Below are 19,322 nucleotides of genomic sequence, written 5' to 3' on the forward strand. Positions count from 1 at the left end.
AGGGGATTATACTGAGACAAGCATAAAGAATTGGCGCCCCCGTTGTGCGCTGTGGCATTAAGAGGTGCATATGGCAGAGAAACTCATTCCGCTGGAGGACGCGCAGTCGATTGTTCTGTCGCACGTTGCTCCGACCGATCTCGTCGAGATTCCCGTGTGGCAGGCCGCCGGTCTTCCCTTGGCCGAGGACGCGGTGGCCGATATCGACATTTCGCCGTTTGCCAACAGCGCTATGGACGGATATGCCGTGCGCTCGGCGGACTTGGTGCAGGCATCTGGCGAGGCGCCCGTGACGCTTTCTGTCGTGGGGCACGAGGCGGCGGGCCATGTCTTTGAGGGCGCAATCGGCGCGGGCGACACGGTTCGTATCATGACGGGCGCGCCGGTACCCGAAGGTGCCGATGCCGTGGTGAAGTACGAGAACGTCGATGTGCTCGACGGTGACGGCAACGAGGGTTCGCGTGTGAGATTCTCGGCGCCGGCCAAGGTGGGGGAGAACGTTCGATCGGCTGCTGAGGAAGCGCATACTGGCGACGTCGTGATGTACGCTGGAGAGGTTGTGGCTCCGGCGGGCGCCGGCTTGCTGGCGAGCGCCGGGTATGCGAGCGTGAAGGTGCATGCCGCGCCGCGCGTGGGCATTATCTCGCTGGGGACGGAACTGGTCGCACCGAGTAACGTGCCGGCGCGCGGGCAGATTCGCGACTCCAACTCGTCGGCGTTGATGGCCGAGGCGCTCGATGCAGGAGCCGAGCCCGTGTTCTACGGCATTGCGCCCGATGATGAGCAGGCGATTGCCGAGCTGGTGCATCGCGCCGCGCAGGAGTGCGATTTTGTCATTACGAGTGGTGGCGCCTCTGCGGGTGATTACGACTATGTGACGGCGCTCGTTCGGCGCGAGGGCGAGGTGCTGTTCGACCGCATCTCGATGCGTCCCGGCAAGGCCATCACGTTTGGCCTGCTGGGGGGCAAGCCATATTTGGGACTTTCGGGCAATCCCGCGGCGGCGTATGTGGGCTTTGAGATGCTCGCCCGCCCGGCGATCCGCAAGATGCGCGGCTTTGCCGAGGGCCTGCGTCCCGTGCAGCAGGCGAAGCTCACACACGGCGTGAAGAAGCGACAGCATCGCCGCTTCTTCGATCGTGCCACGGTTTTGCGCGACCCCGAGACCGGTGAGCTGTTGGTGACCGAGGCCAAGACGCAGAATTCGGCGCTGCTCGGCACGATGCAGCGGGCCAACTGCCTGCTGCGTATTGACGAAGGCCCGTGTGACCTCAGGGCGGGCGACGTCGTGGATGTCGTGCGTGTCGACTTGCCTGAGGGCACGGTGCTATAGGAGGAATGCTATGGAGCTGAAGATATCGATTGTGACGTGCTCGGATACGCGCGATCTTGCCCAGGACGAGGCGGGTGCTGCGCTCGAGGAACTCATCGCGGCGCAGGGCTGGACGGTCGCCTCACATGTGGTCGTGCGCGACGACGTCAGCGAGATCGGTGATGCCATTGTGGAAGCGGCCGATGAGTGCCACGCCAATGTCGTGCTCACCTGCGGCGGCACGGGCCTTTCGATGCGCGACGTGACGCCCGAGGCGACGCGTGCCGTCTGCGACCGCGATGTACCGGGTATTGCAGAGGCAATCCGTGCGTACTCCATGACCAAGACGCGCCGTGCTATGCTTTCGCGCGCCGTGTGCATGCAGCGTGGGCATACACTTGTCATCAACTTTCCGGGATCAACGAAAGCGGCCCGCGAAAGCTGGGAGGCTGTGAGCGACCAGCTGGAGCACGCAGCTCAAATGACGGCGGGCGGCGGGCACGCCAAATAAGCGCATTACCTGCGGCGGAGTGACCTTACGGGCTGCTCCGCCTTTTTTATGCAACGACAGTGCGGGCCGTCTCGTGGTTATCGGTAAAAGAAAGTTATTAGACGAGAAATGTTTATCACAAACACTATTCGCGCAAAAGTATAATCTAGTAACAGAATAAAGCTTGCGGCGGGGTGCCCGGGCGTAGCGTTCGAAAGGGTTGAACATGTTCGATACGGTTTCTCGCCGCGGGTTCGTTTCACTTTCCGCTGTCGCCGCTGCCGGCCTTGGGCTTGCCGGCTGTTCCGGCAGCAAGACGTCTGGGCCGACTGGCTCCGATGCCGGCTCCTCCAAGATTTCGTCCAAGAAGGCTGTTGAGCTGCAAGTCTTTGCCGCCAACTCGCTCGAGAAGGCCCTGCCCGAGGTTCAGAAACTCTATACCGACCAGACCGGCACCACGTTTGCCGACACGCAGTTTAAGGCGTCCGGCGACCTTGTCGAGAAGATGCGCGCCGGTGCTGCGGTCGACGTGCTCATCACCGCTTCCAAGGGCACCATGGATGACGCTGAGACCGCCGAGCTCGTCGACGCCGACACGCGTGAGGACATGTTCGTCAACGACCTCGTGATCATTCGCGCCGAGGGCTCCGACACCAAGGTCGAGGCCATCGCCGACGTCGCGAATCTGGACGGCAAGATCGCCATTGGCGACGCCAAGACCGTTCCCGCCGGCAAGTACGCCAACCAGGCCCTGGCCTCCGTGGGCCTCTACACCGGCACCGAGGGCGACGACGGCGAGTATGCACCCGAGCTCGCCGACAAGGTGGCTCTGGCCGACAAGGTCGGCACCGCTGCGTCTTACGTCGCTACAGGCGACTGCGTGGCCGGTTTTGTCTACAGCTCCGATATCTTCCGCTACGACGGCATCGAGGAGGCCTTCGTGTGCCCCGAGGACTCGCACAAGACCATCGTGTATCCCGGCGCTGTCGCCGATAGCTCCGAGCACGCCGACGAGGCCAAGGCGTTCATCGACTTCTGCCTGACCAACAAGAAAGCCCAGAAGATTTGGGCTAAGTACGGCTTTGAGCTTTCCGCGTAGTACGCAACATCACTGCATAACGATATGCTTGAGGGCGGGCGTTCTCGCGATCGCCCGCCCTTTTGATTGAACCGGCGTGTCCGCGCGCCGTTGCCCTGTGTTTGAGGAGTCGCCCGTGTCAAGGAAAACGATTCGCCTGCTTGCCGTGCTGGCCGCGATTCTGTGCGTGCTGACCGCACCGCCCGGGGTTGCTCGGGCCGAGGCGCTCTTCACCACCGCCGATGGCCGCCAGGCGACCGAAGATTCCGCGCTTATCGATGGCGTCGGGTTTGGCCTCAACGCGTTTGAGCGCAATGCCAAGGGCACAGCCCGTTCGTTTGCGGGTCAGCCCGAGGGTTACCGTTTTCCTATCTACAAGAAGACGACCCTCGTGACGGTGACGACGCCTGAGAGCATCGTGGTCTGGCTCGACGCCCATGCCGCCAAAGACGCGGGGCTCGATATCTCAAAGGCAGATGACCAAAAGGCGCTCAAGAAGATGCTCGTGGGGCTCGACAAGTCGCACTCCATGGGTGGTGCGTTGCTGGAGGACTCTAATCTCGAATGGGCCTTTACCTCGGATAACGCGCTGGTGCAGAGCGATTACCGCTATCAGTTTAAGGTGAAGGGCGGCAACGGCGATTACTACACGGTAGTGAATGCCGCCGACGCCGCGAATGCCGAGCTAGATTTGGGTGACGGCGTCCTGTGGAGTGATAACGCCGCCCTCGTGCGGTATGCGGACGTGTCGACGACGGTGCCGCCGTCGCTGGCGGAGCGCGCCGCAGCCTTCTTGGGCGACATCGACTATCGCCCGTTTTGGGTGTCCATAAAAACGAGCGGCCTTGCCCTGCTGACCTCCTTTGCGCTGGGGCTGTTCGCCGCGTGGAAGACTATGGGTACCTCGAGCCACATCAAGGGCCTGCTCGATTCGGTTTTTACGATTCCTATGGTGCTGCCGCCCACGGTCTGCGGCTTTCTGCTCCTCATGCTGTTTGGCCGCTCGACCGGGGTGGGCCAGTGGCTCATCGCGCACGGCATCTCGATTGTCTTTACGTGGCCGGCGGCGGTGATATCTGCCGTGGTGGTGTCGTTTCCCCTGGTCTACCGTACGGCACTCGGTGCCTTCGAGAGCCTCGACACGCAGATGCTCGACGCCGCGCGAACCTTGGGATGGTCCGAACGTCGCATCTTTGCCAAGCTCATGATGTCGCTCGGCTGGCCCTCCATCGCCGCCGGCACGGTGCTCGCCTTTGCCCGCGCGATGGGCGAGTTTGGCTGCACGCTGTTCTTTGCGGGCAACTACGCCGGCATTACGCAGACCATTCCCATCGCCATTTACTTTGAATGGATGGGCGGCAACACGTCGGTGGCCCTCTTTTGGGTCGCCGTCGTGATCATGTTCAGTTTCCTGGTCATTCTGTTCATCAATATGTACACCGCTCATTCGCAAAAGTATCGCGAGCGCGGCCTTTCCCGTGCGGAGCGCAAGCAGGCCAAAGATCTCGCGGGACGGGGCGATTCGCTCGACCCGGCGGGCGGCGATGCCTTGCGTATCGATCGCGAGGCGCTGGCCGAGCTCATGTGCGATGATGCCGCTTTGCAGGGAGGTCGATAGGCCATGTCGCTCGTTCTGGATATCAAAAAGCACTATCCCGGGTTTACGCTCGACATGCAGCTTGAGGCCGGCGAGGAGCGTGTGGCGCTGCTGGGCGCCTCGGGCTGCGGCAAGAGCTGCACGCTGCGCTGCATTGCCGGCGTGGAGACGCCCGATGAGGGCAAGATCGTCGTCAACGGTGTAACCTTCTTTGACTCGGCGGCGGGCATCAACCTGTCGCCTCAGGAGCGCAAATGTGCCCTGCTGTTCCAAAACTATCAGCTCTTTCCCAACATGACGGTGGCCGATAACGTATGCGCCGGCGTAAAGGATGCGGGCGACGCCGTGGCGCGCAAGCAACTTGCCGAGCGCTATCTGGGCATTTTCGGCCTGGCCGATTTTGCCGACCGCTACCCCGCGCGCCTTTCGGGCGGACAGCAGCAACGCGTGGCGCTCGCCCGCATGGTGGCGGCGCATCCGGGCATCTTTATGTTCGACGAGCCCATGAGCGCGCTCGATTCCTATCTTAAGAGCGCCCTCGAGCAGAACATGCTCGACCTGTTCGATGTGTGCAACCGCACCGTGCTCTACGTGAGCCACGACATCGACGAAGCGTGCCGCCTCTGCCAGCGCATCTGCGTGATGCATAACGGGCATGTGGAGGAGATCGGCTCCGTCGAGGACGTGGTCCGCCGTCCGCAGACGCTGGCGGCGCTGCGCCTGACGGGGTGTAAGAACACGAGCCGGGCGCGCAAGATCGGCGACGAAGAAGTTGAGGCGCTCGATTGGGGCATGACCTTTAACGTGGGTCGCGAGGTTCCCAATAATGTGGTGTACCTGGGCATTCGCGCAAGTTACTTCCATGTTGACAACCGTGCCGAGCGGGGCCGCAACAGCTATGATTTGCACGTGGCCCGAGTGAGCGATTCGCGTTTTGAGCGCCTGGTGCTGCTGGATGTACCGCGCGTCGATGCGCCCACGCGCCTGCAGTGGAAGGTCAACAAGGTGAGCGTGCCTGTCGACGAGCTACCGCAAGCAGGCGAGACGCTGCGCATGCATTTTGATGCCAGTAGGATCCATTTGGTTTGTCGATAGCGCCGGGTAATGCCGTCGGGGATATAAGCCTCGGCGGCTTTGTTTTTGCCGTTCGCCGAATGAGGGATGACAAACTCTTATCAATCAAGATAATAATTTATTAAACGACGGCACACGATGCTGTCGTACGACGATGCCGCGGGGGCTGCAAGCGTGGCTCTGTGCGGTACGTCCGACGAGGTGATTCCCGAGGCCGAGAAGGTGCTGCCGTCAAATCTGTGTCCGCTCATCAAGTCGACGTACGGCTTTGCCTACTCGCAAAAGTGCCCGTTTACGTACTTTAGCGACATGATCATCGGCGAGACCACCTGCGACGGCAAGAAGAAGATGTACGAGCTGCTGGGGGAGCTCAAGCGCACGCACATTCTGCATCTTCCTCAGGGTCGCGACCGCGCCTACGAGCGTGAAGGCTGGTACGAGGAGTGCCGCCTGCTCAAGGAGGAGCTCGAGGGCTTCTACGGTATCACGATTACCGACGATGACCTGCGCGCTGCCGTCCGTCGTCGCAACCGCTTGCGTGCGGCCCAGCTTGAGATGTTTGCACTGCAGGCCAACCAGCCGGCGGCCATGAGCGGCGTCGACCTGATGAGCACCATGTTTGCCGGTACGTTCAGCTTTGATATCGAGGCCTATACGCAGCAGTTGGAGCAAAAGGTTGCCAAGCTGCGCGAGGCCTACAACGCGGGCGAGCGCCCAGTTGCGGCGGATGCCAAGCGCATTCTGATCACCGGCTGCCCGGTGGGCGGCGTGATCAACAAGATCGGCCGCACCATCGAGTCCAACGGCGGTGTGGTCGTGTGCATGGACGATTGCTCGGGCGAGCGCACGGCGGCCATGATGATCGACCCGGAGGCTCCCGACATCCTTCGCGCCATCGCCGACCGCTACCTGGACATCAACTGCTCGGTCATGACGCCCAACGACGGTCGTATGGAGAACACGCTGGCCATGTGCGAGAAGTACCACGTCGATGGCGTAGTGGAGAGTGTGCTGCAGGCTTGTCACACCTTTAACGTGGAGAGTGCGCGCATGCAGGAAGCTGTCGAAGGTGCGGGGATTCCGTATATGAAGATCGAGACCGATTACAGCAATGGCGACATGGGCCAGATCGAGACGCGCATCGCCGCCTTCATCGAAACCCTCTAGCTTCCTCAGGCACCGGATCTTGCCCCTCAAACCGTCGCTTGCGTACCCAAAGTACGCTGCGCTCCTCTTTCGGGGCAATCTCCGGCACCTGAGAAACCTAGAGCTAAGGCGCCAGAACGCGCCGCTACCTTTGATGTTTAGATTAGGAGAGAGCCATGATAGGGATCGGGATCGATATCGGGTCTACGGCGGCTAAGGCCGCTGTGGTCGATGGGGTGGATTCGGTGGCGTGGACGTGCGTGCAGCCAACCGGGTTCTCGTCGGTCGATGCTTCCGAGCGGCTGCGCGAGGCACTGGCAGCGGCTGCCTATGACGTGGCTGCCGACCTGGCGCGTTCCGGCGAGCCCACCAAGATCAGCAGCATGTGCACGGTGTTTGCCGAGAGCGAGGTCATTAGTCTGATCGGCCGCGGCGAGCCGCGCGAGAACATTGCCCGCGGTGTGATCGAGAGCGTGGTCTCGCGTGTGGCGACCATGGCCTCGCAAGCCGCGGGCGCCCCGTACTATCTGACCGGTGGTCTGTGCGAAAACGCCTATGTCGTCGAGCGTCTTGGCGCATTGGTGGGCTCGCCGGTCACCACCTCGCCCCAGGCCCGCTTTGCCGGTGCCATCGGCGCGGCCATTCGCGCACAAGCGCTCAATTAATGCATCCGTTGTAGGCTCGCATTCATGCGTATACTGGGAGGAACTGATTGACCGATGAGAGGAGGAATCGATGGCTGACGATCTCATGAAGCTCACGCAGATGACTGCCGCGAGCGGTTGAGCCGCTAAGTTGGCTCCTGGAGCCCTCGCCCAGGTCCTGGGCGACTTACCCAATGTGCATAACGACAACCTGCTCGTGGGGTTCGATACCTCCGACGATGCGAGTGTCTTCCGCGTTGGCGATAACTTGGGCCTCGTGCAGTCCATCGACTTCTTCCCACCGATGGTCGACGACCCGTTCCTGTTTGGCCAGATCGCCGCGGCAAACTCGCTGTCGGACATATACGCCATGGGCGGACGGCCGAGCCATGCCATGAACCTGCTTTGCATACCCAGTTGCCTGGGCGTTGAGGTTGCCGGCCAGATTCTGGCGGGTGGCGCCGACAAGTGCGTCGAGGCCTGCTGTGCCATCGCGGGCGGCCACACCATCAACGACGACGAGCCCAAGTACGGCCTGTCCGTGAGTGGCTTTGTCGCGCTTGACCGTATGCTCGCCAACAGCGGCGCACGCGTGGGCGATGTTCTGCTGCTGACCAAGGCGATCGGCTCGGGCATCATCACTACGGCCATTAAGGGCGAGCTCATCGAACAGGACGATGCCAGCCCGATGTTCGACTCGATGCGGACCCTCAACGAGGCTCCGATTCGTCTGGCCGAGGACCTCGAGCTTCATGGCTGCACCGACATCACGGGCTTTGGCCTGATCGGACATGCGTGCGAGATGGCCGAGGGCTCGGGCGTGCAGATTGAGCTTGTGTCGGGGGCGGTGCCGCTCTTTGACCAGGTGCTCGACATGGCACGCCTTGGCATTATCCCTGCCGGCGCCTACCGTAACCAGGACTTTTTTGGCCCGCGCGTGGCTGCCGACGAGGACCTGGAGCCGGGCATGCTGGATGCGCTGTACGATCCGCAGACCTCGGGCGGCCTGCTTATCGCGGCGCCTGCTGACGATGTGGATGAGCTTGCGCGCCGTATGCATGCCGAAGGACGTATCGCCTCCGTCGTCGGCCGCGTGTGCGAGCCGGTGCCGGGCGGTCCTGCCGTCCACGTTGTCCGCTAGCCCGCACGTTTATGTAACTGTTTACCGTTCTCTAGAACGGTTCTTTCGAAAGGAAAGGCTATGTCTACCAAGATTGAAGTTAATGCCATGGGCGATGCCTGCCCGCTGCCCGTCGTCAAGACGCTTAAAGCGCTCAAGCAACTCGATGGCGAGGGCGTTGTCGTGACCTCGGTCGATAACGAGACCGCCGTCAAGAACATCTCCAAGATGGCGCAGGAGAAGGGCTGCACGGCCTCGGTCGAGAAGGTTTCTGACGCCGAGTGGCACGTGACCGTGGCGACCGCCGGCGCCGTGGCCGTGGCTGATCCCGAGCAGGACGGTGCTGCCTTCTGTGATGCCAGCGCCGGCAAGGGCAAGCTCGTCATTTCCGTCTACACCGACTGCATGGGCCGCGGCGACGACGAGCTGGGCCACAAGCTTATGAAGGCGTTTATCTTTGCCGTGACGCAGCAGGAGGAGCTGCCCGCGACCATGCTGTTCTACAACGGCGGCGCCAAGCTCACCGTCGAGGGCTCGCCGGTGCTCGATGACCTGAAGGGCCTGGCCGAGCAGGGCGTCGAGATTCTCACCTGCGGTACCTGCCTGGACCACTTTGGCATCAAAGACCAGCTTGCGGTGGGCGAGGTCACCAACATGTACGTGATCGTGGAGAAGATGGAGCAGGCCGTGCGCGTCGTGCGCCCGTAGCGTATTGGTTGGAGTTGCCATGAGGGAGAAGCGTCCGGCGCTTGTCATCACGTTTCCCACCACGGCGGCCGCCATGGGCTGCGAGTCCCTGTGCATCGAGCGCGGCCTTCCCGGGCGAACGATTCCCGTGCCCGGGGAGGTCGCTGCCGGCTGCGGTCTGGCGTGGAAGGCGTTGCCTGCCGATGAGGAGCTGCTGCGTGGCGAGCTTGCCGCAGCTGGTGTTCCCACCGAGGGCTTTACGGTGATTGACATGTGGGAGGTCGTGCGATGATCTATCTGGATAACGCGGCGACGACCATGCTCAAGCCGCAGACGGTCATCGATGCCGTGACGCAGGCGATGTGCTCGCTCGGCAATGCCGGGCGCGGCGCCACGTCGGGTGCTCTCGATGCGGCTCGTACGATTCACGGTTGCCGTGCCAAGCTCGCGCGCCTTTTGGGTTGCCCGAGAGCGGACCATGTGTGCTTTACGCCCAACTCCACGGCTGCGCTCAACACCGCCATCTGTGGCGTGGTGCGCCCCGGCGACCGTGTGGTCACGACGGTGCTCGAGCACAACTCGGTGTTACGCCCGCTCAATCGCCTGTCGGCGGAACAGGGTGTGGCGGTTGAGCATGCGGGCTGCGACGCGAACGGCGCGCTCGACTACGACGAGCTCGAGCGGTTGGTCACGCCGGACACGCGTGCTGTGGTGGTGACGCACGCCTCCAATGTGACCGGCAACGCGGTCGACATTGCGCGCGTAGCGGCCATGGCCCATGCGGCAGGTGCGCTGGTGATCGTCGATGCCTCGCAGTCTGCCGGCACGGCGAAGATCGACATGGATGCCATGGGGCTCGACGTGGTGTGCTTTACCGGCCACAAGGGGCTCATGGGACCTCAAGGCACCGGCGGCCTAGCCGTGGCGGAAGGCATTGACGTGGCACCGTGGGCCATGGGCGGCACGGGCGTGCACAGCTTCGATGCGCTGCAGCCGCTTGAGTGGCCCACGCGCCTTGAGGCGGGCACGCTCAACGGTCACGGTATCGCGGGTCTTTCTGCCGGCCTCGACTTTATCGAGGCCCAGGGTGGGGTCGAGGCGATTGCGGCGCATGAGCGCTCGCTTGCAGAGCGCTTCCTTGCCGGCGTGCGCGAGATTCCGGGGATTAAGCTCTACGGTGCCTTTGACCAGCCCGTGCGCTCGGCGATCGTTTCGCTTAACGTGGGCGATATCGACTCTGCCCAGATTTCGGACGCGCTTATGCAAGGCTGGGGGATTGCGACGCGCCCCGGTGCCCATTGCGCCCCGCTCATGCACCGCGCGCTGGGGACCGAGCGCCAGGGTGTCGTTCGTTTCTCGTTTGGGTATTTCAACACGGACGGGGAAGTCGACACCGCGATTGACGCGCTCCGCGATTTAGCCTGCTAGAGCGTATATACTTGCGGGACGGGTCTTTTGCCCGTCCCGTTTTTGTTTCGACCCGAAAGGTGGTCCCATGGCCTCATCCGCCTCGCGCGGCCTGCGCTCCGACCATGTCGTTACCGTCGGCATCGCCCTGTTCTCGATGCTCTTTGGCGCCGGCAACCTCATTATTCCGCCGCTGTTGGCGCTGCAGGCAGGCTCTGCCACGCCGCTCGCCATGCTCGGCTTTCTGATTGCCGCCATCGGCCTGCCCGTCATGGGTTTTATCGCCGTGGCGCTTGCCGGAACGGCGCGCGAGCTGGCCGGGCGTGTGCATCCTAAGTTTGGCGAATTCTTCGTTGCGGCGGTGTATCTAGCCATCGGCCCGTGCCTGGCTATTCCGCGCACGAGCTCCACGGCCTTCGAGATGCTGGTGCCGCTGCTGCCCGAGGGCGTCTCGCTCGGCACGGCACGTCTGGTGTTTGCCGTTGGCTTCTTTGTCGTCGCGTTTGCGCTCACGCTGCGTCCGGGCGTCATCACGCGCGTGCTCGGTCGCATTACGGGACCCGCGCTCATTGCGCTCATCGTGCTGGTCGTGGGTGCCGCCGTGGTCTCGCCGTTGGGTCCCGCTGCCGCGCCGCAGGCTCCCTACGATGCAGGCGCTGCCGTGCAGGGCTTTTTGACCGGCTACCAGACCATGGACCTGCTTGCGTCGCTCGCCTTCGGCATTATCATCGCCGAGACCATCCACGAGCTGGGCGTGACCGATGACAAGCGCGTGGCCTTCGAGATCTCGCGTTCCGGTGTGATCGCCGGCGTACTCATGGCCATCATCTACTGCGGCCTGGCGCTTGCCGGCATGCAGCTCGGCACGGTTGTGCCCGATGCCACCAACGGTGCCGCCATCCTTGCCCGCTCTGCCTCCATGCACTTTGGTCTTGCCGGCACGATCGTGGTCTTTGCGATCTTTTTCCTCGCCTGCATGAACGTGTGCATCGGCCTCATCAGCTGCTGCTCGCGCTACTTCTGCGAGACGTATGTGGTCGAAGGGGGAGCGGAGGCTCCCGAGGAGGCTATGCGCCGTCCCTTTGCGGTTCTCGCCTTTGTGTTCGCGGCGTTTTCTTGCGTGCTCTCCAACGTGGGCCTCGACGCGATCCTCATGTTCTCGGTGCCCATGCTCAACGCCTTGTATCCCGTTGCCATCGTGCTGGTGCTTATGGGCCTGGTGCACGGCTTTTGCGACGCTCATCCGCAGGTGTGGGTCTGGGTCGGCGGCGTCGTCGCGGTGCAGAGCGTGATCACCTCGGTCCGCGACGCGTTCTTTGCGGGCGCGTGGCTACCGTTCGATGCGGTGCCGCTGGCGGATATTGGAGCCGCGTGGGCGCCGGCCGCCGTTGTGGCGTTTGTGATTGGTCTGCTCCATAGCCAGTTTGTCACACATTCGAGGAGCTAGGGTATCGTCGCTTGCACAAGCGGGAAGTCTCCCCTATAATTTCCTTCGCTTTGGGACACGCAAGGTTTAGACCTTAGCTGCTCAACACCTTCGGGACGTGGCGCAGTTTGGTAGCGCGCCTGCTTTGGGAGCAGGATGTCGCAGGTTCAAATCCTGTCGTCCCGACCATATCTTGCGGGCGTAGTTCAATGGTAGAACCCCAGCCTTCCAAGCTGATGACGCGGGTTCGATTCCCGTCGCCCGCTCCATAGGATAGTTTTAACGGCTTTGGCTCTATTTGGCGCCAGAGCCGTTTTCATAAGCGTGCCAGGCGACGGGAATCGAACCCGGCAGGGTGCGAAGCTGAGAAAATGCGTGAGCATTTTCCAGCGCAGCACGCAAGGGCCAATGGCCCGCAGCGAAACAAGGGTTTGCGAAGCAAACCCTTGGACTTCCCGTCGCCCGCTCCATAAGATTGATGAATGGCTCTGCTTCCTTTTGGAAGCAGAGCCATTTTCATATACATGCCGGAGACCCCACATCCCCTCCTAAGTTGCGGTGAAATACGGGCTGTTTTCCGGCTTTTATGGCCCATGTAGTCCGTATTTCACCGCAACTTGCACCTGAGCTTCAGGTTGAGATTGCTCGGCCAGGAAACGCCGGCTATTATCTGGCAGATTATGGTTGGCACGTGCCGTCGCTACTCGAGGCCTGCGATGCGCTGCTCGACGAACGCGGTTTTCGAGGGTCGGCCAAGGCCGGCATCTCGGTGTTTGACGACGACTTTGGCCTGCATGCTCAGCAGGTGGCACCATCCGCCTGCTCGACAAACGCGACGTAGCTCGCAAGTCGATGTTCACCACGCATTCGCTCCCTTTGTCGATTCTGATCGAAGAAATCGAGCAATCGTGCGATGATATCTTCTTCATAGGGATTCAGCCGGGCGACATGGAGTTCTACAACCCCATGTCCCCGGAAGTCTTTGACGCCGTTGACGCCGTGTACGACGCCGTGGCCGCCAACGACTTTTCCCACTTTGTCCGCTTGGGACAGGAGCTGTAGCAGCGCTTGTCCCTGGTGATTAGGAAAGAAGTGATTGACATGGCAGATTCCAAGGTGGAGTACCCTGCCCCCGATTGCCTGGCACCCGCCGCGATCGAGGCCAAGACCGAGGCCGCCGGCGTGACCAAGGCTAACCTGCCGGTCGCTCAGGCCTTTCTGTTGGCAATGTTCGCCGGTGCGTTTATCGCCTTCGGCGGTCTGTTCTTTACGGTGTTTTTGAGCGACAGCACGCTGGGCTGGGGTACCCAGCGCGTCGTGGGCGGCCTGTGCTTTTGCCTGGGCCTGGTGCTGGTGCTGGTGTGTGGCGCCGAGTTGTTCACCGGTAATTCGCTTATGGTCTGCGCGCTCAAGAGCAAAAAGATCACCCTGGTCCAGATGCTCAAGGCTTGGGTCGTTGTATGGCTTGGCAACTTTGCCGGTGCCTTGTTCATCGTCTTTTTGGTGTACATGGCCGGCGTTTACAAGCTCAACGGCGAGGCGGTCGCCAATTCCATGGTGAGTGTCGCCGCCGGCAAGGTGACGATCGACTGGCTGACGATCTTCTTCCGCGGCATCCTGTGTAACATCTTTGTGTGCCTGGCCGTGTGGATCGGTACCGCCGGCAAGACCGTGGTCGATAAGGTCGTGGGCATTCTGCTGCCCATCGCCGCCTTTGTGGCCTGCGGTTTTGAGCACTGCGTTGCCAATATGTACTTTTTGCCCATGGGTGCCGTGATGCACGCGTGCGGCTATGGTGCCGACGTCGCCGGCGCCGATGCGCTCAACGCCGCGGGCATTTCGTTTAACCTGTCCGCCGCCACGCTGGGCAACATCGTGGGCGGTGCGGTTCTGGTCGCGCTCGGCTACTGGTTTATCTACGCCAAGAAGTCTGAGGCGTAGGGTACCGTCTGTTTGACGTTGGACCTCCCGCGGGGCGTCGCCGTGCGAGGATAATAGCGATTGATTGACTCAGCCGATCGAATCGGCTGATAGTTTGACGTTCGAACGATTGATTCACCTTTGGTTTTGAAAGGCCGCACATGAGCGATAGCCAGAACATGTCCGATGAGGTTCGCGCCCGCCTGCGCGCCATTCCCTCCGTCAACGAGCTGCTCGCCGAGTGGCCGGTAGTGAAGGCGGCGGGGGAGACCTGCGACGCGGTGGTGCATGCCGCCGTCACGGCCGAGCTCGACGAGGAACGCGCCGCCATTCGCGCCGGTGCCGCCCCGCGCTCTAAGCGCGACCTGGCCTCGGCGATCGAGTGGCGTGCGCACCGCTCCGCGCTGCCGAACCTGCGCCCTGCCGTCAACGCCACGGGCGTGGTCATCCATACCAACTTGGGCCGCGCCCCGCTCGCGGAGTCGGCGGCAAAGGCCGTGGCCGAGGTTGCGCGCGGGTACAGTACGCTCGAGTACAGCGTGGACACCTGCTCGCGCGGGTCGCGCAAGGAACACGCCGCGCAGCTGATCCGCTCGCTCACCGGCGCCGAGGACGCGCTTGTGGTCAACAACAACGCCGCCGCGGTGCTGCTGGTGCTGGCGACCCATGCCGCAGGCAAGGAGGTCATCGTTAGCCGCGGCGAGCTTGTCGAGATCGGCGGCAGCTTTCGCATCCCCGATGTCATGGCGTCTTCGGGCGCCAAGCTCGTCGAGGTCGGCGCCACCAACCGCACGCACCTAGCAGATTATGAGCAAGCCATCACGCCCGATACGGCCATGATTCTCAAGGTCCATCCTTCCAACTATCGCATCGAGGGCTTTCACGAGGAAGTGAGCTCTCGGGAGCTTGCGGCGCTTGCTCACAAGCATGGCCTGCTGTTCTATGAGGACCAGGGTTCGGGCGCGCTCCTGCCCGATGACATCCTGGAGCGCGGTGGCGAGGAACCCACGCCGGCTTCGGTCGCGGCGGGGCTCGATATCGTGTCGTGTTCGGGCGATAAGCTGCTGGGCGCAGCGCAGGCGGGTATCATCATGGGCCGTCGCGATCTGGTCCAGGCCTGCGGCGCACATCCACTCATGCGCGCTCTGCGTCCGGGCAAGTTGGCGCTTACGGCGCTCGAGGCCACGCTGCGTATCTACATAGACGGCGCCGATGTTGCCCATCGCGATATTCCGGTGCTCAACATGCTTACGCTGCCGCAGGCCCATTTGGAGCGACGTGCCCGCAAGCTGCGCGATCGTATGGTCGCCGGGCTCGATAAGGCCGGTTGCCCGTGCGCCGTTCAGGTGGAGATCGTCGAGGAATCGTCGACCCCCGGTGGCGGCTCGCTGCCTACCATGGAGCTGCCCACGGTGTGCGTTGCCGTGCGTCTTGTTGACGCGCGCCTGACGGTCGATGCGCTCAAGCGCTCGCTTGTCCAGGACTTCGACACGCCGGTCGTCACGCGAACCTCGCACGATCGCATTTTGTTTGACGTCCGTACGCTCGTGGGCGACCGCGATATCGAGACGGCGGCATCGACGCTTGCCGCATGCGTTGAGAAGGCGCTTGCTCGATGAGTGAGGTCCAGGCGCTGGTGGAGTGTCCCGTTATCGTTGGCACGGCGGGCCACGTCGACCACGGTAAGTCGGCATTGATCGAGGCACTGACCGGCAAGAATCCCGACCGTCTGGAGGTTGAGCGTCGTCGAGGTATGACCGTTGAGCTTGGCTTTGGCGAGCTGGTGCTGCCGAGTGGCAAGATTGTCGGCCTGGTCGACTTGCCTGGCCATGCCCACTACCTGCGCGCCATGGTGCAGGGCGCCACGGGTATCGACGTGGCCGTGCTGGTGGTTTCGGCCGTCGAGGGCGTGATGCCGCAGACCCGCGAGCACGTGCATGTGCTGGAGCTGCTGGGCGTTACGCATATGGTGGTCGCGCTGACGATGTGCGACCTGGCCGATGCCGAGATGACCGATCTTGCCGAGCTCGATGTCGATGACTTTTTGTCGGGTACCGTGTTTGCGGGCGCGCCGATGGTGCCCGTGTCGTCCAAGACGGGCGAGGGGATCGACGGGCTGCTTGCGGTGGTCGACGAGCAGGTAAGTGCCTGCTGGGATGCTTGCCGCGACCGTTCCGATCGGAGCGATGCCGCGTCTCGCCTGCCGATTGACCGCTGCTTTACGATCAAGGGTGTCGGTACCGTCGTTACGGGAACGCTGCACGATGCGCCGGTTGCGGTGGGCGACGAGCTGATGGCTTTGCCGTCGCGTACGGTCTGTCGTGTGCGCGGGATTCAGGTGCATGGCGATACGCCGCGCGCGCTGCCTGGACAACGCGTGGCGCTCAACCTGGTCGGTGACGGTGTCGCGGCGCTTGACCGTGGTGAGATGCTGGGCGTGGCGGGTCGCTTTGGTCAGACGTTGCGCTTTATGATGACGTTTACCTACCTGGGCCGCGAGGGCGCCAAGCCGCGCGTGCTCGAGTCGGGCGCGCGCGTGCACGTGATGGCCGGCACGGCCGGGGTCATCGGCCGCGTCATGCTTTTGGAGGGCGAGGCCCCCATGGCGGTGGGCGAGACCCGTACCGTGCAGGTGCGCCTGGAGGAGCCGTTGCCGCTGCGCGCCGGAGACCATGCCGTGGTGCTGTCGTATTCGCCCGTTATGCTCATCGGCGGCGGGCGTGTGCTGCTTTCGCGCTGCCGTCGCTCGCGCGAGCATTCGGCCGGCGAGCGTGCGCTGTTTGCGGCGCTTGAAGCCGGCGATGCCGTTGCTGGCGTAGACGCGTGGCTGGCGCTGCAGGCGCTGCCGGTTGCGGCGGCTGATGTTGCCGAGGCGCTCGATCTTGTTGCCGGTGAGGCTGAGGCAGCGCTGGGCGAGTTGGTGGCGCGAGGTGTTGTTTGCGAGCTTGCCGGCTCGGGCGGCACGTTGTATGCGAATGGCGCCGTGCTCGATGCCGCCATGGACGTGCTGGCGGCGACCCTGTCTGCCATGCACGCGGCGGCTCCCAAGGAGACGGGTTTTACGCCCGGCGCCGTTGCCCATGCTGCGTGGCCTGCCGCCGATGAAGGCGTTGCCGCGGCTCTGATTGCCGCGGGCTGCTCGCGTGGCGTGTGCGCCGCCGAGGGCACCGAGGTGTTCGACCCGCACTCCGCTGCTGCCGCGGCGCGTGTGGTGCGCGAGGCGTGTGAGCGCATTGTGGCGCTGCTCGACGGGGCCGGCCTCGATGCGCCGACGCTGCCCGAGGTGGGTGAGCGACTGCAGCTCGACCGCGACACCATGACGCGCGCCCTGCGCGAGCTTTCGCTCAACCGCTCGATCGTTAAGGTCGAGCGCGACGTTGCCCTGTCTGCCATCTCGGAAGCCCATGCGCGCGAGCTTGTCGCCGCCGCCATTGAGGCAGCCGGCGGCGCAGCCACCACGAGTGTGCTGCGCGAGGCGCTGGGTGTGTCGCGCAAACGTGCCATCAGCATCTTGGAGCACCTGGATGCCGTGCGCTTTACGGTGCTCGACAAGGAAGCCGGCGGCCTGAGGTCCCTGCGCTAGACTGGCTGCTCGGTTTGGTAAAATACCTCCGCACTTGGGAACGGATGGGCTCCGGTGGGCTCCGCGGTCCTCAAAACCGTTGCGAGGCGTGCAAAACGTCTTGGATGTGTTCGATTCACATACGTTCCCGCCACACGCTACCAGCGCTTTTGTGCTCGCGGTCTTGCTGCGTGCCGCAAAGGCGCTGTTTTGTGCGGGTCCGCCGTGTCGTCTGTCTTGCCGCCGGTGTGCCCGGGCGCATCATGTGTCCCCAATGTGGTGGTTTGGAACATGTGGACGAAACAGCTTCGAAACACGCGATTTGCACGTCAGGCACTCAAAAACGCTTCTACCTGCATCGTAATCAAAACGAAACATCTGCTCGTCGGCTTAGGCGAAACTTTGCTGCAACAGTGCGATATTATCCATACACGATAAAGTTCGCGGCGCATAGGGTGCCGTGACCGACATTTTCGTTTCCCATCATTGGAGGAAGCATGAGCTACACGCAGAAAGTTCTCGAAGAGCTCAAGGCCCGCTATCCCGAGCAGCCTGAGTTCATCCAGGCCGCGACCGAGATCCTCGGCACCATCCAGCCGGCGCTCGACGCCCACCCCGAGTACGAGGAGGCCGCCCTGCTGGAGCGCCTCGTCGAGCCCGAGCGCATCGTCATGTTCCGTGTTCCCTGGGTCGACGATCAGGGCAAGGTTCAGGTCAACCGCGGTTACCGCGTCGAGTTCAACTCTGCCATTGGACCCTACAAGGGCGGCCTGCGCTTTAACCCGACGGTCACCCTGGGTATGCTCAAGTTCCTGGGTCTGGAGCAGATCCTCAAGAACAGCCTGACCACCCTTCCCATGGGCGGCGGCAAGGGCGGCTCCGACTTTGACCCCAAGGGCAAGTCCAACAACGAGATCATGCACTTCTGCCAGTCCTTCATGACCGAGCTCTATCGCCACATTGGCCCCAACACCGACGTTCCCGCCGGCGACCTGGGCGTTGGCGGCCGCGAGGTTGCCTACATGTTCGGTCAGTACAAGCGCCTGACCAACGAGTGGACCGGCGTCCTTACCGGCAAGGGCCTCTCCTTTGGCGGCTCGCTCGCCCGTACCGAGGCCACCGGTTACGGTCTGGTCTACTTTGTGGACGAGTACCTCAAGAGCCGCGGCGACTCCTTCGAGGGCAAGAACGTTGTCGTTCACGGCTCCGGTAACGTCGCTATCTACGCGGTCCAAAAGGTCGCCCAGCTCGGCGGCAAGGTGCTCGCCTGCTCCGATACCCACGGCTGGGTCGAGGATCCCGACGGCATCGACTACACCGTGCTCGAGCACGTCTACAACAAGAAGCGCTCCGGCCACGACAAGGGCGTCACGCTCGCCATGTATGTTGACGAGAAGCCCAACGCCGTGTGGCACGAGGGCGACGGCCGCGGCGTGTGGCAGCTGCCCTGCGACATCGCGCTGCCCTGCGCTCGCGAGAACACGCTGCTGCTCGAGGACGCCCAGGCGCTCGTCGCCAACGGCTGCAAGGTGGTCGGCGAGGGCGCGAACATGCCCACGACCATCGAGGCCACGACTTACTTCCAGGAGAACGGCGTCGCCTTTATGCCCGGTAAGGCTGCCAACGCCGGCGGCGTGCTCGTGTCCGGCCTGGAGATGAGCCAGAACGCCGAGCACCTGTCCTGGACCTTCGAGGAGGTCGACGGCAAGCTCGAGCAGCTCATGCGCGGCATGTTCCACAACGTGGACGACACCGCCAAGGAGTACGGCCAGGAGGGCAACTTTGTCATGGGCGCTAACATCGCCGGCTTCCTGAAGGTCGCCGACGCCATGCTCGCCCAGGGCGTCTGCTAAATCTTC

General features: G+C 63.0%; 18 protein-coding genes and 3 tRNA genes. All 21 read left to right on the plus strand.

What is annotated here, in order from left to right:
* Nucleotides 1–70: 70 nt before the first annotated feature.
* The 21 genes from ACTQ48_RS06470 to gdhA all read left to right on the plus strand — a co-directional run bounded on the left by ACTQ48_RS06470 (nt 71) and on the right by gdhA (nt 19,316).
* The gene (locus ACTQ48_RS06470) at nt 71–1,333 is read left to right on the plus strand and encodes a molybdopterin molybdotransferase MoeA (RefSeq protein ID WP_441570409.1); all 1,263 of its coding nucleotides are present in this window, start codon (nt 71–73) and stop codon (nt 1,331–1,333) included.
* 10 nt (nt 1,334–1,343) lie between these two features.
* Nucleotides 1,344–1,823, plus strand: a complete 480-nt coding sequence (locus ACTQ48_RS06475; RefSeq protein WP_427794485.1) for a MogA/MoaB family molybdenum cofactor biosynthesis protein — start codon at nt 1,344–1,346, stop codon at nt 1,821–1,823.
* Between the two features lie 205 nt (nt 1,824–2,028).
* Entirely contained in the window at nt 2,029–2,901 is an 873-nt protein-coding gene (gene modA / locus ACTQ48_RS06480) for a molybdate ABC transporter substrate-binding protein (RefSeq protein WP_441570410.1), read from the plus strand.
* 115 nt (nt 2,902–3,016) lie between these two features.
* Nucleotides 3,017–4,498, plus strand: a complete 1,482-nt coding sequence (gene modB, locus ACTQ48_RS06485) for a molybdate ABC transporter permease subunit (protein WP_441570411.1) — start codon at nt 3,017–3,019, stop codon at nt 4,496–4,498.
* Between the two features lie 3 nt (nt 4,499–4,501).
* Entirely contained in the window at nt 4,502–5,572 is a 1,071-nt protein-coding gene (locus ACTQ48_RS06490; protein WP_441570412.1) for a sulfate/molybdate ABC transporter ATP-binding protein, read from the plus strand.
* Between the two features lie 117 nt (nt 5,573–5,689).
* Nucleotides 5,690–6,718, plus strand: coding sequence for a double-cubane-cluster-containing anaerobic reductase (locus tag ACTQ48_RS06495; RefSeq protein ID WP_441570413.1), 1,029 nt, complete (start codon nt 5,690–5,692; stop codon nt 6,716–6,718).
* A gap of 155 nt (nt 6,719–6,873) precedes the next feature.
* Nucleotides 6,874–7,362 (plus strand): BadF/BadG/BcrA/BcrD ATPase family protein, encoded by a 489-nt coding sequence (locus ACTQ48_RS06500; RefSeq protein WP_441570414.1) that lies wholly within the window; start codon nt 6,874–6,876, stop codon nt 7,360–7,362.
* Between the two features lie 70 nt (nt 7,363–7,432).
* The gene (gene selD / locus ACTQ48_RS06505; protein WP_441570415.1) at nt 7,433–8,482 is read left to right on the plus strand and encodes a selenide, water dikinase SelD; all 1,050 of its coding nucleotides are present in this window, start codon (nt 7,433–7,435) and stop codon (nt 8,480–8,482) included.
* 60 nt (nt 8,483–8,542) lie between these two features.
* The gene (gene yedF / locus ACTQ48_RS06510; protein ID WP_154515345.1) at nt 8,543–9,169 is read left to right on the plus strand and encodes a sulfurtransferase-like selenium metabolism protein YedF; all 627 of its coding nucleotides are present in this window, start codon (nt 8,543–8,545) and stop codon (nt 9,167–9,169) included.
* 19 nt (nt 9,170–9,188) lie between these two features.
* Nucleotides 9,189–9,440, plus strand: coding sequence for a DUF3343 domain-containing protein (locus ACTQ48_RS06515; protein ID WP_117847551.1), 252 nt, complete (start codon nt 9,189–9,191; stop codon nt 9,438–9,440).
* Nucleotides 9,437–10,576 carry an aminotransferase class V-fold PLP-dependent enzyme gene (locus ACTQ48_RS06520; RefSeq protein WP_441570416.1) on the plus strand — a complete coding sequence of 380 codons (1,140 nt, stop codon included), beginning with the start codon at nt 9,437–9,439 and terminating at the stop codon, nt 10,574–10,576. The genes ACTQ48_RS06515 and ACTQ48_RS06520 overlap by 4 nt, the downstream gene beginning before the upstream one ends.
* A gap of 67 nt (nt 10,577–10,643) precedes the next feature.
* Entirely contained in the window at nt 10,644–12,002 is a 1,359-nt protein-coding gene (brnQ, locus tag ACTQ48_RS06525) for a branched-chain amino acid transport system II carrier protein (RefSeq protein WP_441563464.1), read from the plus strand.
* Between the two features lie 91 nt (nt 12,003–12,093).
* Nucleotides 12,094–12,170: transfer RNA gene (locus ACTQ48_RS06530), tRNA-Pro, on the plus strand.
* Between the two features lie 6 nt (nt 12,171–12,176).
* A tRNA-Gly gene (locus tag ACTQ48_RS06535) sits at nt 12,177–12,250 on the plus strand.
* Nucleotides 12,251–12,672: 422 nt separating this feature from the next.
* Complete coding sequence (locus tag ACTQ48_RS06540) at nt 12,673–12,822, plus strand: hypothetical protein (protein WP_427747744.1); 150 nt, start codon at nt 12,673–12,675, stop codon at nt 12,820–12,822.
* An 11-nt stretch (nt 12,823–12,833) separates the two neighbouring features.
* Nucleotides 12,834–13,043, plus strand: a complete 210-nt coding sequence (locus ACTQ48_RS06545; protein WP_441563463.1) for a hypothetical protein — start codon at nt 12,834–12,836, stop codon at nt 13,041–13,043.
* 39 nt (nt 13,044–13,082) lie between these two features.
* Nucleotides 13,083–13,922: a formate/nitrite transporter family protein gene (locus ACTQ48_RS06550; RefSeq protein WP_441570417.1), complete on the plus strand. Its 840-nt coding sequence runs from the start codon at nt 13,083–13,085 to the stop codon at nt 13,920–13,922.
* A 140-nt stretch (nt 13,923–14,062) separates the two neighbouring features.
* Complete coding sequence (selA, locus tag ACTQ48_RS06555; protein ID WP_441570418.1) at nt 14,063–15,520, plus strand: L-seryl-tRNA(Sec) selenium transferase; 1,458 nt, start codon at nt 14,063–14,065, stop codon at nt 15,518–15,520.
* A complete protein-coding gene (gene selB / locus ACTQ48_RS06560) occupies nt 15,517–17,484 on the plus strand; it encodes a selenocysteine-specific translation elongation factor (protein WP_441570419.1) in 1,968 nt (655 codons plus the stop codon). The genes selA and selB overlap by 4 nt, the downstream gene beginning before the upstream one ends.
* A gap of 36 nt (nt 17,485–17,520) precedes the next feature.
* Nucleotides 17,521–17,617: transfer RNA gene (locus ACTQ48_RS06565), tRNA-Sec, on the plus strand.
* Nucleotides 17,618–17,960: 343 nt separating this feature from the next.
* A complete protein-coding gene (gene gdhA, locus ACTQ48_RS06570; RefSeq protein ID WP_154515369.1) occupies nt 17,961–19,316 on the plus strand; it encodes an NADP-specific glutamate dehydrogenase in 1,356 nt (451 codons plus the stop codon).
* The last annotated feature ends 6 nt before the right edge of the window (nt 19,317–19,322 follow it).

This window comes from Collinsella sp. Sow4_E3 (assembly GCF_052116285.1).
GTDB lineage: Bacteria > Actinomycetota > Coriobacteriia > Coriobacteriales > Coriobacteriaceae > Collinsella.

Bases quoted from the DNA above. Each gene is read 5' to 3' on its own strand.
- selA (WP_441570418.1), top strand. From the start codon at position 14,063: ATGAGCGATAGCCAGAACATGTCCGATGAGGTTCGCGCCCGCCTGCGC.
- ACTQ48_RS06545 (WP_441563463.1), top strand. From the start codon at position 12,834: ATGTTCACCACGCATTCGCTCCCTTTGTCGATTCTGATCGAAGAAATC.
- ACTQ48_RS06500 (WP_441570414.1), top strand. From the start codon at position 6,874: ATGATAGGGATCGGGATCGATATCGGGTCTACGGCGGCTAAGGCCGCT.
- ACTQ48_RS06475 (WP_427794485.1), top strand. From the start codon at position 1,344: ATGGAGCTGAAGATATCGATTGTGACGTGCTCGGATACGCGCGATCTT.
- gdhA (WP_154515369.1), top strand. From the start codon at position 17,961: ATGAGCTACACGCAGAAAGTTCTCGAAGAGCTCAAGGCCCGCTATCCC.
- modA (WP_441570410.1), top strand. From the start codon at position 2,029: ATGTTCGATACGGTTTCTCGCCGCGGGTTCGTTTCACTTTCCGCTGTC.
- ACTQ48_RS06490 (WP_441570412.1), top strand. From the start codon at position 4,502: ATGTCGCTCGTTCTGGATATCAAAAAGCACTATCCCGGGTTTACGCTC.
- ACTQ48_RS06515 (WP_117847551.1), top strand. From the start codon at position 9,189: ATGAGGGAGAAGCGTCCGGCGCTTGTCATCACGTTTCCCACCACGGCG.
- ACTQ48_RS06470 (WP_441570409.1), top strand. From the start codon at position 71: ATGGCAGAGAAACTCATTCCGCTGGAGGACGCGCAGTCGATTGTTCTG.
- brnQ (WP_441563464.1), top strand. From the start codon at position 10,644: ATGGCCTCATCCGCCTCGCGCGGCCTGCGCTCCGACCATGTCGTTACC.
- selB (WP_441570419.1), top strand. From the start codon at position 15,517: ATGAGTGAGGTCCAGGCGCTGGTGGAGTGTCCCGTTATCGTTGGCACG.
- ACTQ48_RS06520 (WP_441570416.1), top strand. From the start codon at position 9,437: ATGATCTATCTGGATAACGCGGCGACGACCATGCTCAAGCCGCAGACG.
- yedF (WP_154515345.1), top strand. From the start codon at position 8,543: ATGTCTACCAAGATTGAAGTTAATGCCATGGGCGATGCCTGCCCGCTG.
- ACTQ48_RS06550 (WP_441570417.1), top strand. From the start codon at position 13,083: ATGGCAGATTCCAAGGTGGAGTACCCTGCCCCCGATTGCCTGGCACCC.
- ACTQ48_RS06495 (WP_441570413.1), top strand. From the start codon at position 5,690: ATGCTGTCGTACGACGATGCCGCGGGGGCTGCAAGCGTGGCTCTGTGC.